This window comes from Mechercharimyces mesophilus (assembly GCF_059818345.1).
Genome location: NZ_JCBAPH010000003.1, coordinates 157,695 through 171,251, shown reverse-complemented (window position 1 = coordinate 171,251; position 13,557 = coordinate 157,695). Strand labels below are relative to the sequence as shown.

Genomic DNA, 13,557 nt, shown 5'->3' with positions numbered 1-13,557 from the left:
TCTCTTAAATTGCATATAAATATAGTAGATGCGGGAGAGAGAAAAAAAGAACGGAAACCACCACTCACACCCCTCCTCCTTCTCTCCCGCATCACTTCATCTCTTCAGAAGAGGAGGTGAAAATATGGCGAGTAATCCACAGAAAAGCCTACTCGGTTCATTACTTCGTTTTACGACCATCGTATCTGCCGGCCTTAAAGGCAATCCCGGTGCCTTCAGTGATTTTGGGAAAATGATCGTTCGTGCGGCTTATCAGTACTTGCTCACAAGAAGTGTCTTTAGCATCCTTTCTGCAGCAAATCAAACAGCTGTAGAAACCGATATTCAAGCCGTCATCGATGCGATTGACGCTGATAGCTTTGCAGCAACCGTCGGCGCTCTCGACTCTTTACGAACTACTTGTCGCACTATTATTGCAAGTCTATAATCTACTATTTAACAAATATAGGTGCAACCGAATGGTTGCACCACTTAATAATCTCTACCTCTTATAAATTGAATATTTTTAAATATAAGTATTAAAAAGATTGATTGTTCTTTCCTTTTTCAAAGGCAACCTTTTTATGATAAATTACGTTTAGTAACGGGTAGAGCTAACGTGAATGGATGATGAGTAGATAGATTCTACATAGTCTTAAAAATTACAAACGGATGACATTTCAGTATGCCTGATTTCAACTGAATTGAAAAATGTGTTATACTTTTTCCGACGTATAGTGACGTATGATGTACATTCCCATAAAATAATGTATCTCCAAAAGGAAGGTTGGACGGATGAGTACTCAATATGGAACAAATAAACAAACTGGAATCACATTTAATGGACCTGTGCATGACAACCTGCCGGTCCCTCTCCTGGTAGAAAAAGCTTTGGAACGACAGGAAGGGAAGCTCACGGATCACGGAGCTTTTCAAGTAACAACAGGAAAATATACGGGTCGATCGCCCAAAGATAAATATATTGTTGATGAACCATCCATACATGACAAAGTGGAATGGGGTACGGTCAACCAGCCGATGGCGCCTGCTACTTTTGAGCGTCTTTTCCAAAAAGTGAAAGCCCATTTGGAGCAACGAGAAACTTTCGTCTTTCGTGGCTTCGCTGGAGCAGAAGGGCCTTACCGCTTGCCTCTCCAGGTAATCAACGAAAAAGCTTGGCAGAACTTATTTGTTCATCAGTTATTTGTCCGTCCCACAGAGGAAGAACTACTCACTCATGAACCTCAATTTACCGTCATTAGCGTACCAGAGTGTAAAGCCGATCCAGAAGTAGATGGGACCCATTCGGAAACCTTTATCGCCGTTAGCTTTGAACGACGCATGGTACTCATCGGCGGAACACACTATGCAGGAGAAATCAAGAAGTCCATCTTTGGCGTAATGAACTTCCTGCTACCAGAACAAGATGTTCTCCCGATGCATTGCTCGGCCAATAGTGGCAAGGAGACCGAAGATGTCTCTCTTTTCTTCGGTCTATCCGGCACAGGAAAAACCACCTTGTCTGCTGACCCTGATCGTTATTTGATCGGCGATGATGAACATGGCTGGTCCGACCACGGTATTTTCAATATCGAAGGTGGTTGCTACGCAAAATGTATCGGACTTTCAGAAGAGAAAGAACCACAGATTTGGAATGCTATTCGCTTTGGCTCCGTCTTGGAGAATGTCATGTTAAAGGAAGACCGTACGCCAGACTTTAACGATAACCGCCTCACCGAAAATACACGCGTTGCCTATCCAGTCGACTTCATCCCAGATGCACGTATACCAGGGACCGGCACGATTCCCAAAGTCATCATCTTCCTCACGGCAGATGCCTTTGGTGTTCTCCCGCCGATCGCCAAATTAACAACAGAACAAGCAATGTATCACTTCCTATCCGGTTACACCAGTAAGTTGGCAGGAACCGAAAGAGGCATTACAGAACCGGAAGCTACCTTCTCTGCCTGCTTCGGCGCTCCCTTTTTACCTCGACCTGCATCCGTTTATGCGGATATGTTAGGAGAGAAAATACTCAAGCATAACGTACGGTGTTACCTCGTTAATACCGGATGGACCGGCGGACCTTATGGCGAAGGCAAACGGATGAAACTAAGCTATACACGCAAAATGGTCAGCTATGCGATCGATGGAACGTTGGAGCAACAATCGTTTGAAGTAGACCCTGTCTTCGGTCTCTCTATTCCTACTTCCTGTCCTGAAATTCCAGCAACCCTTTTTAATCCACGTAATACCTGGTCAGATAAAAAAGCATATGACCACAAGGCTGCGGAACTGGCCGCTCTTTTCAAGCAAAACGCCGAACGATTTACCGGTGTGTCTAGCGAAATCCGAGCTGCGGGACCTGTAACAGAGTAGAGTATACAAACGCCTGCATGAACCATCACCAAACATTTGCGCGCATCAAACAAAGAACGTTGCCTCAACTCCCCCCGAGAGACCGGGAAGAGCAAAGGCAACGTTCTTCCTATAATTTCTCGGAGTTTAAATAAAGCCTCTTCACACACGAGGTTGTTTTTTCTACTTGCAAATTGGACCAGCTATTGCTATGATCATCAAGGGAAAAGTGAAGCCTAGAGAAGAAATTATGCAGAGAAGAGTGAGTAGAAAGGATATACCAAACCAATGAACCGACCAGTAGTAATCGGGGTTGCAGGCGGTAGCGGTTCCGGCAAAACGACAGTAGCACGCAAGATCTGCGGACAATTTTCCGATTCGGTTGTCATGTTAGAGCAAGATGCCTACTATCGAGATCAATCTCACCTATCCATAAGTGAGCGTGTCAAAACCAACTATGATCACCCGTTAGCTTTTGACAATGACTTATTGATCGAACAACTCCTTCAACTCCGCCGATACGAGCCCGTTAAAAAGCCGGTTTATGATTATACGCATCATACACGTTCACACGAAACCGTATTGCTCGAACCCAAAGAAGTTGTCATCCTAGAAGGGATTTTAATTTTAGAGGATGAACGCCTGCGTGACCTCCTGGATGTCAAGATCTTTGTGGATACCGATGCTGATGTACGCATTTTACGTCGGATCGAGCGAGATACAAAGGATCGAGGGCGGACACTCGATTCAGTCATCGACCAATACCTGAGTGTCGTACGACCCATGCATCTGCAATTTATTGAGCCTAGCAAACGTTATGCTGACCTCATTATTCCCGAGGGTGGATATAATGAAGTCGCCATCAATATTTTAGTGAATCAAGTACGCTCCTACTTGGCTAAATCGTAGAAGATAGACAACGAAAACAAGTTAAAAGGAAATAAAAAGAGCCCACTAGGTCCAACCAGTAGGCTCTTTTTATGTGGGATTAGCACCAGCCCATATCGCAATCCTCTACATAGCGCCCTTCTTCTGGGGAAACTGCTTGATTGGTAAAAATATCGGAACCCCGTGCTTCATAGCCATCCACTAAACTCATTTGTTTACTTTGTAAGTCGATGGAACCGATGGAACGCTGGTTGTAGTAAAGAACCATGTTGCCATTGTCCATTCGACCGGTGACATTTTTAGTGATGTTCATCGATTGCGCCAACTGATTTCCTCCTTTACGAACCTTTGCTTTCACATCGATTTTATCCATCTGTTTCGTTTGTAGTCGCCCTGCCTTACTTATTAGTATATCCAGTTTTGTTTCCTTCATCCTATATCTGCTTTTATTTGACTAACTATTCTTAATTTATAGGGCAGAGCGGATGGCTGGTCACACTGTGAACAAAACACAGATAACCAGCCTTTTTCTCTCACTAGAGCTATTCCCTTCGTGGATCATGTTCCGCTTTCAAGAGACGTTTTGACTTATTCGCCAGAAACCATGGCTCCATATTTGTCAGCACTCATCAATTTCTCTAGATCACCCGAATCGGAAAGTTCCACGACGACCATCCATCCACCTTCATAAGGAACTTCATTTACGTTTTCTGGAGAATCTTCTAACTCGCCGTTCACTTCTACAACTTTTCCGCTAACAGGAGCATACAATTCAGAAACCGTCTTCACGGACTCCACGCTTCCAAACGGTTCGTTCACTGTGATTTCATCGCCTTCTTCTGGCAACTCAACAAAAACGATATCTCCGAGCTCCGACTGTGCAAAATCAGTAATACCGATCCGTACTTTCGAGCCACCTTCTTCTTTTACCCATTCGTGTTCATCACTATAACGCAATTCCTTTGGTAGATTCATGATCTCATCCCTTTCAGGCTATTCTTTGATTCCCAGTACACGGTGGAGTGGATTTTGTAGCATGCTAAGCGCCTTCTCACCCGCAGCGCGGTGACGCAATTTCCCTTCTTGATCAAACAAATAGAAGGCAGGGACAAATTGATTCTCAAACGCATCCACAATGCTATGTTGATTATCAATTGCTTGCGGGTGCTTCAATTCATATTTCTCAATGGTTTCTTTCACCGCTTCTTCATCCGTATCTTTCTCTGAACGCGGCATATGAATCCCAATCAGTTGCAAATCTTGTTCCTTAAATTTTTCTCGCATTTCATTGATGTCCGGTAAGCTTTTCTTGCACATGCCACAGCTAATCGACCAAAAATGAACCAACACCGGCTTTCCCGCTACTTCACTCTTGGAAATTTCTCCATTAACCCACTCCGTTGCTCCTGCAAGTTCGGGCATGTCTGTACGTAAACGCATTGGCATAAAAATACCTCCTCTTCATCATGTTCTTTTTCCATTGTTGAAAAGGCCTAACAACATTCGTTAGACCTTTTCATAAGTATTTAACATTCTTTATGATTTAACAAGATGCTTGTCGCCTGGCTTCCAGTCGGAAGGACAGAGACCACCCGATTGAAGTGCGAGCAATACACGAAGGGTTTCATCTACGCTACGACCCACGTTATCATCCGTTACCACTTGATAACGCAAGATACCTTCTGGATCAATGATGAAGAGACCGCGCTGTGCAATGCCTTCTTCTTCGATCAGCACACCGTATTCACGGCTTACTTTGTGGTTATGATCTGCTGCAAGCGGATACTTCACTTCTCCGAGACCATTCTCATCGCGGGAGGTATTGATCCAAGCACGGTGAGTAAAAACAGTGTCGGTGCTTACACCGATGATTTCGGTATCAAGGTCAGCAAATTCTTCGTAGCGATCGCTCAATGCCGTAATTTCAGTGGGACATACGAAAGTGAAGTCCATCGGGTAGAAGAAGAGAATAACCCATTTCCCTTCATAATCAGATAGCCTTACTTTTTCATCTAAAGTTTCGAGGTTTTTGGTGCTTTCCATTTCAAAATTAGGTGCTGGAAGCCCTACAAGACGATTCGCCATGTTTACCTTCCTCCTATACCATCTTTTAAGTATTCGGGAGAGAGCATGCTTCAATCCCCCCTTAACCAATCTCTTGATCGAGGGAGAATAAGCTGACCGCTCACTCTTATCAATCCTATTCCTACCTTACCACTGGGTCTGTTTACAGTCAATACTATCTTAAACTCAATATTATTTGCGAACCATTTTCGTTCATTGATTGTCACTTTCACTACTATCATTTATTTTTATCAAAGTAAAGAGTCCCCTGATTTACACGGGCTCAATACAAGCCGGCTGATCATTTCTGGGTGAATTAACCATCTTCGCTACGGGATAGCTCTTGAGAGCATCAGCCGATAACCCGTTCAATAAGGTTAGCAGTCTCTCTGTTTGCCCGGATTCATGATGGATCCACGTCTCTTCCTCCTCTTGCGGAAGAATCACCGGCATACGGTGATGGATTGAGCGAAACGACGCATCCGCTTCCCGTGTGATAATCGTGAAGGTTCTCCGTTCTTCTCCGCTTTCAGACTTCCACTCGTCCCATAAGCCCGCAAAAGCAAACAGACCTCCTTCTTTTTTCACCACACGAAAAGGCACTTTTCCTCCCTCATCTGTCTGTACCCATTCATAGAATCCATCCGCAGGTACGAGACAGCGATGCCGACGAAACGAACGACGGAATGCTGGCTTCTCTAATACGGTCTCGCTTCGCGCATTGATTAAGCGACTTCCCATCGTTTCATCTTTCGACCAACGTGGAATCAGTCCCCACTGCATCTCTTTTAACTGCCGTTCCCGCGTCTCACTATCTTCCACAACAACCGGAAAAGCTTGTGTTGGTGCCACATTATAGCGAGGAGCAAACTCTGCTTGCTCCTTATCCATACTTACATGAAAACGATCTAGTACCTCCGAAAGTTCCACCGTCAGACTAAACCGTCCACACATTGGCATCCCTCTTTTTTAAAGTGACTTCTTCCCATGACATAACTTACACTCATGGCTTTCTTTCCGAAACTCCGAACGCACGCAGACAGAATGATTCTATAGTCTCTACCTACCCCCTTTATCTTATGTTATAAACTTCTCTTGCAAGAATTGTAAGACTTCATTCGATATATAGGAGAATCTTTCCTCTATTCTCCTTCTTTGTTATACTCAAAGCGAACTCAAATCAACCTTCGGGGCAGGGTGAAATTCCCGACCGGCGGTGATCACCGTACGACGGTAGTAAGCCCGCGACTCGCGGTTTCCTAGAGAAAGCGCGACTGACTTAGTGAAACTCTAAGGCCGACGGTATAGTCCGGATGGGAGAAGGGTGCAAGCATTGCCTTTTTTAAAGAATATAACGGCAGTGCTTCTTTCTGCATGTCTCTCTCGTACCTTGTATACCACCTTTCAGAGTGGTAACTTCAGCAGGAGAAGTACTCTCTTTTTAGGAGGAAGGGACGGAGAAAATTATGATCGCTATTGTCTATCAGGGTACGGGATGAACATGTTCTTTTTCCAGGTTGCATTTGGTTCAAAAATCGAGAGAGGGGATTTTTGAATGAAACAAGTAGCCGTGAGCAAGATGAAGCTCGCCATAGAAGCCATCCAACAAGGAAAGATGGTCATCATTCAAGATGATCAGAGTAGGGAAAATGAAGGTGACCTCGTCATGGCGGCCGAGCACGCGACTGGGGAAGCCATTAACTTTATTGCTCAATACGCACGAGGGCTCATCTGTACGCCGATGATTAAGGAGCGACTTCATGCACTCGGTCTTCCACAGATGGTGCAGGAAAATGAAGAAAGTTTACGAACCGCTTTCACTCTCTCTGTTGATGCCAAAGAAGGAGTGACGACGGGCATCTCAGCTTATGAACGTGCCCACACGATCCGCCAGCTTGTCAATGTCCACTCTACGTCCACCGATTTCGTTCGACCTGGACACGTCTTTCCACTAGAAGCTCGATCAAATGGCGTGCTGGAGCGACGGGGGCAAACAGAAGCCTCTATCGACTTGATGCGACTGGCAGGCTGTCGACCGGCTGCCGTCATCTGTGAGATCATGAATGAAGACGGAACGATGGCACGTCGTCCCGAACTGGAACGTTTCGCGGAAAAACACGAGTTGATCTTATTAACAGTACAGGATGTAGTAGACTTTCGGATGGAGAATGGGTTGCTTTCATGGAATGCCACTCAGGAGGCTTAGGAGCCTACCACAGTCGATAAAAGAAATAACAAAAGAGAAGCTCCTCATTCCATAGGAAAGAATAACTGGCTGGCCCCTTTCATTCATAGGGGGCCTTTTTGCTATACTGCTTTTTTAAGATCATCTTATCTTAAAAAGGGGTTGACAATGATAGACTACAACTGTAGTCTATTTATAAAGAACTGATTACAGTTGTAGTCTTAAACTCCTGGGATGCTATTTTCTTAGAAAGGAGAATATCAGTTTGCCCATCCATGCATTCATTGAAATAGCCAGTTGGGTCCTAGCCACCTCAATCTTGGCGATCCCTCTCATCGGATTGATCATTATTGTGAAAAAAGTACTTCCCCAAAAACTGAAAGTAGAATGGCATTACCTACTCTGGTTTATCTTGCTCGTACGTCTACTTGTTCCATGGACATTGGAAACCCCTTTTAGCATATACAATCTCTTTACGACTCTGATAGAACAAGAGCAATCACCCATTCCCTCTACTGACTCGCTTGATCAAGTAAACAGGGATGAAATCCTAGTAATCCCCAATACGAATGATATGAAGAATGGTAAAAATAATACGGCCGTTCCACAAACGGACATTCCTTGGGTAACACTAACATTGGTGGGGATTTGGCTCATAGGAATCATTTTTCTTACCTACTATCTTGTCCGTGAACAAAGGCGTTTTTCAAAAATCATCTATCAGGAGGTCTCTCCTCCAACACAGGAAATCATCGGTCTCTTGGACGATTGCAAATCCAAGTTAAACATTCGCCGAAAAATTCATATCAATTTCAGTTCATCTATTCAATCCCCTACTTTGTATGGAGTTTTCCGTCCGAAGATACTCCTACCGCAGAAGCGGTTACAGTCTTTTACTCACACTGAACTGCGGATGGTATTGCTCCATGAACTGGTTCATTATAAACGAAAAGACGTGCTTAATAATATCATGTGGACTGTCGTCCTCATCATCCATTGGTTTAACCCTCTCCTCTGGTATAGCTATCGACTCATGCGGGAAGATCAAGAATTAGCTTGCGATGCTAACACTCTTACGTATCTAAAGCGAGAGGAAGCCACTTTATATGGCTATATCATAATCAAGTTATTGGAAAGAGACGCACTTCCCTTGAGAAACCCCATTATCGCCAATTTTTCCGCAAATAAATCCCAAGTGAAAAGGAGAATCTTTATGATTAAGTCGTTTCAACCTCGCTCTTGGAAATGGTCTATTCTTGGCTTAGTCTGTATCATTGCTGTCGGATGCGCTTCCCTAACAACTGCACAACCGACTAAGGAAGAACCCACGGAACAAGCTCTGACATCTAGTGAACAACAGCGTTCGGATCCGAAAGATATCAGTAGTATGGTAATGGATAAATTGGATTCAGAAGGATTCCGCGTCCAAGCAGTGGGATCCGTAGTATCAGGTAAAGAATTTGAGGTCAATTTGTTTGGAACGAAAGAAGAAGTAAAGGCTGTGGAAAACGAAGTAAAAGAGTTGATACATGAGGTATTCCAATCTAAAGGCTATGATGATTATAAAATAGAAGTAACTCACTTTAATGAAGAAGAGTTTTCAAGAGAGACACCACATTCAAAAGAAGATGATAAAGATTCGGATGTAGTCCACAATATCCGTACTAAACTAGATGAACTCGGGTACTTTTCCCAATCCGTCAGCTACAATGGAAATAGCTTTACCATGCAAATCGATAAAAATGAATCAGAAGAAAGGAAATCACAAATAAAAGCCATTATTCAGAATGAATTTGCAGAAAGTAACGTGAATGAAGAGGTTTCAATCAAATTAATTCCTCTGGATAGGGAAAAAGAAAAGCTGGAGAATAAATGGAGAAATCTGATGGGAAATCCTTTTTTCTCCGAAGAGCTCCTTTACAGTTCAGAATACAAGGTTGAAGCTTCTAACTACAAGATAAAGGGAAAGACCACACTGATCCAAATCCGGACTTCAATTACTAGTGACCATCCAGAAGCAGCTCAGCATGGCAGAAAAGTGGAAAAGAAAGTCCAGGATTTCCTCAACACCAAAGAAGCCAAAGATATCATCACTGGAATACCTTATGAGATCATTATTAATAGCAAAGATGGAGAAAAAATCAACTGATTAAATAGAAACAAACTCAAAGGAGATGCACTTTATGTATAACACTCCCAGGATCTCAGAAGCTGAGTGGGAAGTGATGGAGATCTTTTGGTCCCACTCGCCCGCTACAGCTAATGAAGTGATGCAGGCACTTTCCCATACTGACTGGAAACCGACAACCATCAAGAGCCTAATTAGTCGCTTGGTAAAAAAAGAAGCTCTCAGTTTTGAACAAAAAGGAAAGACCTATCTCTACTATCCCTTGGTAAGTAGAGAAGCCTGCTTGAAGAAAGAAAATCGGTCTTTTCTACAACGACTGTATGGAGGAGCGCTGAAACCGATGCTCGTCAACTTCCTCAAAAATGAGAAGCTGAGCGAGGAAGATATTGAAGAGCTGAAACGAATACTCGAGGATAAGAAAGACTAACCCCCACAAAACCCAGGATTGAGGTGATTTAAATGGTGAAATGGTTCTAACTTATTTGCCCAAAAGCATGGTCAATTCCTAGAAGAGAAAGTAGTAAACATGACATGAAGTACCTCTAAGTCTCCCATAACCTGCTGAGCAGAGGGAGGCTTTTTTAATTAACACTTCTTCCCCCTTCATTTATAAACTCTCAAAATCGCCCTCTTTAGAAGGATCTACAAAAATAATCCTTTACCTTCACGTTACGTTAACCTCTACAATAGAGGTAACTTCATCACGAAAGGATGCTCTCCTTGAAAAAAATGCTGATTCATGAGCTTGCCACTCGTTTACAATTATCCACACGAGCCATTCGCTACTATGAAGAAGTTGGGTTAATCTCACCGGAAAAAGATGAGCAGAACCAATACCGCCTCTTTACCCAAGAAGATGCCTGGCGCCTACAGACGATTTCCTCCTTACGAGAGATTGGCCTATCGATTAAGCAAATTCGCCCCATCTTGAACTCAATCGGACAGAAAGAACAGGGGAAGACAGAGGTTCAATATTATTTGGAAGTCCAACGGGCAGCTCTCTTTGATACCTTTGTTCAATTAAAAGAGCAGATTGATACGATTGATCGGATGGTTGAAACACTGCACCAACAAGAGCAATTATCGTTAGAAGACTTGCATCAACTTAGTCAAGCAACACGGCTTGCTCGTACCGAACGGGAGTCATGGATCGACCGTTGGAATTTCGATCAGTTAGCTGCTCGATACGATCATATTGTTTCTGCTGATTTTCGCCAATCTGAAATAGAAAAAGAAGCTTATCCGATTCATGCACGCTATGAAGAAGTTCTTGAACATGTCGTACAACGGATTCACCCCCAACCAGGAGAAGAGGGACTAGAGATTGGAGTGGGCACCGGAAATCTTTCTGGTCGCTTTCTACAACAAGGGATTTCTCTAAATGGAGTGGATCAGTCACAGGAAATGCTCCAAATCTGTCGTGAAAAATGGCCTTCCATGGAAACCAAATTGGGCAATTTCCTCGCTATTCCCTACCTCGATCAGCGTTTTCATTTCATCGTAACGAGCTACGCTCTGCACCATCTAACTGAAGAGCAAAAGGGATTAGCTCTAGCCGAAATGGACCGTGTGTTACAACCTGGGGGACGCATTTGCATTGCCGATCTCATGTTTCGGGATCATGATCATCGCAAAAACTATCTTACCTCCTTAAAAGAAGAGGGGAAGGAGCATTGGGTCGCAGAGATTGAAGATGAATATTATGCGGACCGCTCCCTATTAGAGAAATGGCTCGTATCGCACAACTATGAGGTAGAGTCTGAACAACTGTTAGATTATTTACATGTGGTTTATGCAAAAAAATGAGTCTACACCTCCCGCCAGTAACGGTGATAAAAGAGAAGAAGACCAGGGATTCTCCCTCGCCTCCTTCTCTTTTATCTCTATACTATTCTATCTTTATAATGAGAGATTCTTCCTCTTAACTTTCTGCTACCCACACTTGCTCAAATGTTTCTTCCTTAAACCCGACGGTCACTTTCTCTCCATCTGTCACAATCGGACGCTTGATGAGCATTCCATCCGAAGCAAGCAGATCCAATTGTTCTTCTTCGCTCATCTCTTTCAACTTATCCTTCAGACCTAATTCCCGATATTTCTTGCCGCTGGTGTTAAAAAATTTTTTCAGTGAAAGTCCACTTTTCTCCACTATTTGCGCTAACTGATCTCGGGAAGGAGGATTTTCCACAATATGATGATCCTCAAAGTTGATTCCTTGCTCCGTTAAGTATTTTTTCGCTTTGCGGCATGTCCCACAAGGTGGGTATTCGTACATTTCAATCGTTTTCATGATCTCGCCCTCCTATCCACTGTCCAATCCTAGTATACCCGTACGTCTCCATTAACGAAACACATCACTGCCTCGCTCATACTCCACGTCAGGGTGACCTTCTCGCTTATTGGCTACGCGTGCTACCGTGAAGAAAAAATCAGATAAGCGATTCAGATAACGACGCACTTCCTCATTGGTCTCCTCTTCACGACTCAGCGTCACCACCTGCCGTTCTGCACGACGTGCTACCACACGCACGACATGCAGGCGCGCAGAGATAGGGCAACCCCCTGGCAAGATAAAGCGCTGGATCTCCTCTGTCTCCTGATCATAGCGATCAATCCACTCTTCCAATCGCTTGACCATTTCCGCCTTCACTCGATAGTCGCGCTTTCTTCCTGCTTGAGCAAGATCTCCTCCACAATCAAACAGTTCATGCTGAATGACCGTCAAATCCCGAATCATATCCGCATAACGCTGTTTGTCCATCAGAGCAACTGCGTCACCAATGAAGGCATTGGCTTCATCCACGGTTCCATATGCTTCTACACGAATATCATCCTTCTGCACGCGCCCACCAACGACACTCGTTTTCCCTTCGTCTCCGGTACGTGTATAGATCCGCATCCATTCATCCCCCTCAGAAGTTGATCTTGCGGCAAGTGGAAAAGAAGCCTCTCTATCACCTATCCATGTGGCTAACCCCACTCACTCTTCGTTATCCGTCGTTCCTATCTTACTCTAAGCATGTATGAGAAAGCCTTTGTCCACCCTTACGATAAGGAAGCATTTATCACCCAGTCATCAACCGGTTTCCTTAAAAATAGCACACCCATTTCCTTTAGCACGAACTATCCCTATACACTCCCCCGCGTCGCGGGAAGAAATAGCTGTGGCACATGATCCTGCGGATGGGAGACGATCAGTGGTTTTACACCGTATACATCGGCTAAAAGTTCAGGCATGAGCACTTCCTCTGCCGATCCCGTCCCTACCACGATGCCCTCTTTAATGAGAACAAGTCGATCGCAATGTTGGGCGGCCAGATTAAGGTCATGAAAGACAGCGATCACCGCTAATTGATCTTGCTGACGCCAACGCAGGATATGTTCCATGACTGCCACTTGGTGACCAATATCCAAATAGGTGGTGGGCTCATCGAGTAAAAGCAATTCAGGCTCCTGTGCCATCGCTTTCGCAATAGCAACCCGTTGCCGTTCTCCTCCGCTCAGTTCATCGATCGTACGTCGGTGAAGCGGTCCAATCTCCAATACTTTCATCGCTTGCTGTACATGGTACCGGTCTTCCTTAGTCGGTGGTGCAAAGCGACTCTGATACGGGTAGCGTCCCATCGTCACCACTTCTTCAACGGTATAAGGGACACTCGGTAAACCTTCCTGCGGTAAAACCGCCATCAGCTGTGCACGTTCTCGCTGTGACCATTTCTCGATCGGTTTCTCCATCAGAGAAACTTCTCCCGCACTCGCTCGCTCTTCTCCCGCTAAAATGCGCAACAGTGTCGTCTTTCCACTACCATTGGGACCGATGAGACCAACCATCTCCCCGCGTGTCACTGACAGGTCCACTCCGTGTAAGATCGGCTTCTCATGAATTTTCTTGTGAATGTCCACTGCCTCCAACATAACCTGTCCCACCATTCTTTCGATAAAACATTTTAGAAAC

Annotated in this window: 15 protein-coding genes and 1 riboswitch; of the genes, 7 read left to right on the top strand and 8 right to left on the bottom strand. The window is 44.3% G+C overall.

The genetic code is table 11. The annotated features are described in order from the left end of the window. Window positions 1-124: 124 nt before the first annotated feature. From AC6RGY_RS10650 to udk, 3 genes are all read left to right on the top strand, one after another. Window positions 125-427 (top strand): hypothetical protein, encoded by a 303-nt coding sequence (locus tag AC6RGY_RS10650; RefSeq protein ID WP_499862804.1) that lies wholly within the window; start codon window positions 125-127, stop codon window positions 425-427. 347 nt (window positions 428-774) lie between these two features. Beyond that, window positions 775-2,358, top strand: coding sequence for a phosphoenolpyruvate carboxykinase (ATP) (gene pckA, locus AC6RGY_RS10645; protein WP_499862802.1), 1,584 nt, complete (start codon window positions 775-777; stop codon window positions 2,356-2,358). 267 nt (window positions 2,359-2,625) lie between these two features. After that, window positions 2,626-3,246 (top strand): uridine kinase, encoded by a 621-nt coding sequence (gene udk, locus AC6RGY_RS10640; protein ID WP_499862801.1) that lies wholly within the window; start codon window positions 2,626-2,628, stop codon window positions 3,244-3,246. Window positions 3,247-3,325: 79 nt separating this feature from the next. Here the strand turns inward: udk and AC6RGY_RS10635 are convergent, their stop codons facing one another. The 5 genes from AC6RGY_RS10635 to AC6RGY_RS10615 all read right to left on the bottom strand — a co-directional run bounded on the left by AC6RGY_RS10635 (window position 3,326) and on the right by AC6RGY_RS10615 (window position 6,243). Beyond that, the gene (locus AC6RGY_RS10635; protein ID WP_499862799.1) at window positions 3,326-3,658 is read right to left on the bottom strand and encodes a DUF2553 family protein; all 333 of its coding nucleotides are present in this window, start codon (window positions 3,656-3,658) and stop codon (window positions 3,326-3,328) included. 155 nt (window positions 3,659-3,813) lie between these two features. After that, window positions 3,814-4,200: a glycine cleavage system protein GcvH gene (gcvH, locus tag AC6RGY_RS10630; RefSeq protein WP_499862797.1), complete on the bottom strand. Its 387-nt coding sequence runs from the start codon at window positions 4,198-4,200 to the stop codon at window positions 3,814-3,816. Between the two features lie 18 nt (window positions 4,201-4,218). Next, window positions 4,219-4,665 carry a redoxin domain-containing protein gene (locus tag AC6RGY_RS10625; protein WP_499863123.1) on the bottom strand — a complete coding sequence of 149 codons (447 nt, stop codon included), beginning with the start codon at window positions 4,663-4,665 and terminating at the stop codon, window positions 4,219-4,221. A 96-nt stretch (window positions 4,666-4,761) separates the two neighbouring features. Beyond that, window positions 4,762-5,310: a peroxiredoxin gene (locus AC6RGY_RS10620; RefSeq protein ID WP_499862795.1), complete on the bottom strand. Its 549-nt coding sequence runs from the start codon at window positions 5,308-5,310 to the stop codon at window positions 4,762-4,764. A gap of 252 nt (window positions 5,311-5,562) precedes the next feature. Further along, a complete protein-coding gene (locus AC6RGY_RS10615) occupies window positions 5,563-6,243 on the bottom strand; it encodes an SOS response-associated peptidase (RefSeq protein WP_499862793.1) in 681 nt (226 codons plus the stop codon). Between the two features lie 225 nt (window positions 6,244-6,468). Next, window positions 6,469-6,618, top strand: a riboswitch (FMN riboswitch). A gap of 226 nt (window positions 6,619-6,844) precedes the next feature. On the opposite strand from AC6RGY_RS10615, the gene ribB reads away from it, so the two are divergent. The 4 genes from ribB (at window position 6,845) to AC6RGY_RS10595 (ending at window position 11,408) form a co-directional block, all read left to right on the top strand. Beyond that, a complete protein-coding gene (ribB, locus tag AC6RGY_RS10610; protein WP_499862791.1) occupies window positions 6,845-7,495 on the top strand; it encodes a 3,4-dihydroxy-2-butanone-4-phosphate synthase in 651 nt (216 codons plus the stop codon). A 244-nt stretch (window positions 7,496-7,739) separates the two neighbouring features. Beyond that, entirely contained in the window at window positions 7,740-9,623 is a 1,884-nt protein-coding gene (locus AC6RGY_RS10605; RefSeq protein ID WP_499862789.1) for a M56 family metallopeptidase, read from the top strand. Between the two features lie 34 nt (window positions 9,624-9,657). Beyond that, complete coding sequence (locus AC6RGY_RS10600; RefSeq protein ID WP_499862787.1) at window positions 9,658-10,029, top strand: BlaI/MecI/CopY family transcriptional regulator; 372 nt, start codon at window positions 9,658-9,660, stop codon at window positions 10,027-10,029. Window positions 10,030-10,331: 302 nt separating this feature from the next. Next, entirely contained in the window at window positions 10,332-11,408 is a 1,077-nt protein-coding gene (locus AC6RGY_RS10595; protein ID WP_499863120.1) for a MerR family transcriptional regulator, read from the top strand. Window positions 11,409-11,523: 115 nt separating this feature from the next. Here AC6RGY_RS10595 and AC6RGY_RS10590 read toward each other — a convergent pair whose 3' ends face one another. From AC6RGY_RS10590 to AC6RGY_RS10580, 3 genes are all read right to left on the bottom strand, one after another. Beyond that, window positions 11,524-11,892, bottom strand: coding sequence for an arsenate reductase family protein (locus tag AC6RGY_RS10590; RefSeq protein WP_499862785.1), 369 nt, complete (start codon window positions 11,890-11,892; stop codon window positions 11,524-11,526). 51 nt (window positions 11,893-11,943) lie between these two features. After that, the gene (locus tag AC6RGY_RS10585) at window positions 11,944-12,501 is read right to left on the bottom strand and encodes a cob(I)yrinic acid a,c-diamide adenosyltransferase (protein WP_499862783.1); all 558 of its coding nucleotides are present in this window, start codon (window positions 12,499-12,501) and stop codon (window positions 11,944-11,946) included. A gap of 230 nt (window positions 12,502-12,731) precedes the next feature. Continuing rightward, window positions 12,732-13,517 carry a heme ABC transporter ATP-binding protein gene (locus tag AC6RGY_RS10580; protein ID WP_499862781.1) on the bottom strand — a complete coding sequence of 262 codons (786 nt, stop codon included), beginning with the start codon at window positions 13,515-13,517 and terminating at the stop codon, window positions 12,732-12,734. Window positions 13,518-13,557: the final 40 nt, after the last annotated feature.

Bases quoted from the DNA above. Each gene is read 5' to 3' on its own strand.
- AC6RGY_RS10625 (WP_499863123.1), bottom strand. From the start codon at position 4,665: ATGCGTTTACGTACAGACATGCCCGAACTTGCAGGAGCAACGGAGTGG.
- AC6RGY_RS10580 (WP_499862781.1), bottom strand. From the start codon at position 13,517: ATGTTGGAGGCAGTGGACATTCACAAGAAAATTCATGAGAAGCCGATC.
- AC6RGY_RS10595 (WP_499863120.1), top strand. From the start codon at position 10,332: ATGCTGATTCATGAGCTTGCCACTCGTTTACAATTATCCACACGAGCC.
- AC6RGY_RS10585 (WP_499862783.1), bottom strand. From the start codon at position 12,501: ATGCGGATCTATACACGTACCGGAGACGAAGGGAAAACGAGTGTCGTT.
- gcvH (WP_499862797.1), bottom strand. From the start codon at position 4,200: ATGAATCTACCAAAGGAATTGCGTTATAGTGATGAACACGAATGGGTA.
- AC6RGY_RS10635 (WP_499862799.1), bottom strand. From the start codon at position 3,658: ATGAAGGAAACAAAACTGGATATACTAATAAGTAAGGCAGGGCGACTA.
- AC6RGY_RS10590 (WP_499862785.1), bottom strand. From the start codon at position 11,892: ATGAAAACGATTGAAATGTACGAATACCCACCTTGTGGGACATGCCGC.
- AC6RGY_RS10600 (WP_499862787.1), top strand. From the start codon at position 9,658: ATGTATAACACTCCCAGGATCTCAGAAGCTGAGTGGGAAGTGATGGAG.
- AC6RGY_RS10650 (WP_499862804.1), top strand. From the start codon at position 125: ATGGCGAGTAATCCACAGAAAAGCCTACTCGGTTCATTACTTCGTTTT.
- AC6RGY_RS10620 (WP_499862795.1), bottom strand. From the start codon at position 5,310: ATGGCGAATCGTCTTGTAGGGCTTCCAGCACCTAATTTTGAAATGGAA.
- udk (WP_499862801.1), top strand. From the start codon at position 2,626: ATGAACCGACCAGTAGTAATCGGGGTTGCAGGCGGTAGCGGTTCCGGC.
- AC6RGY_RS10615 (WP_499862793.1), bottom strand. From the start codon at position 6,243: ATGTGTGGACGGTTTAGTCTGACGGTGGAACTTTCGGAGGTACTAGAT.
- pckA (WP_499862802.1), top strand. From the start codon at position 775: ATGAGTACTCAATATGGAACAAATAAACAAACTGGAATCACATTTAAT.
- ribB (WP_499862791.1), top strand. From the start codon at position 6,845: ATGAAACAAGTAGCCGTGAGCAAGATGAAGCTCGCCATAGAAGCCATC.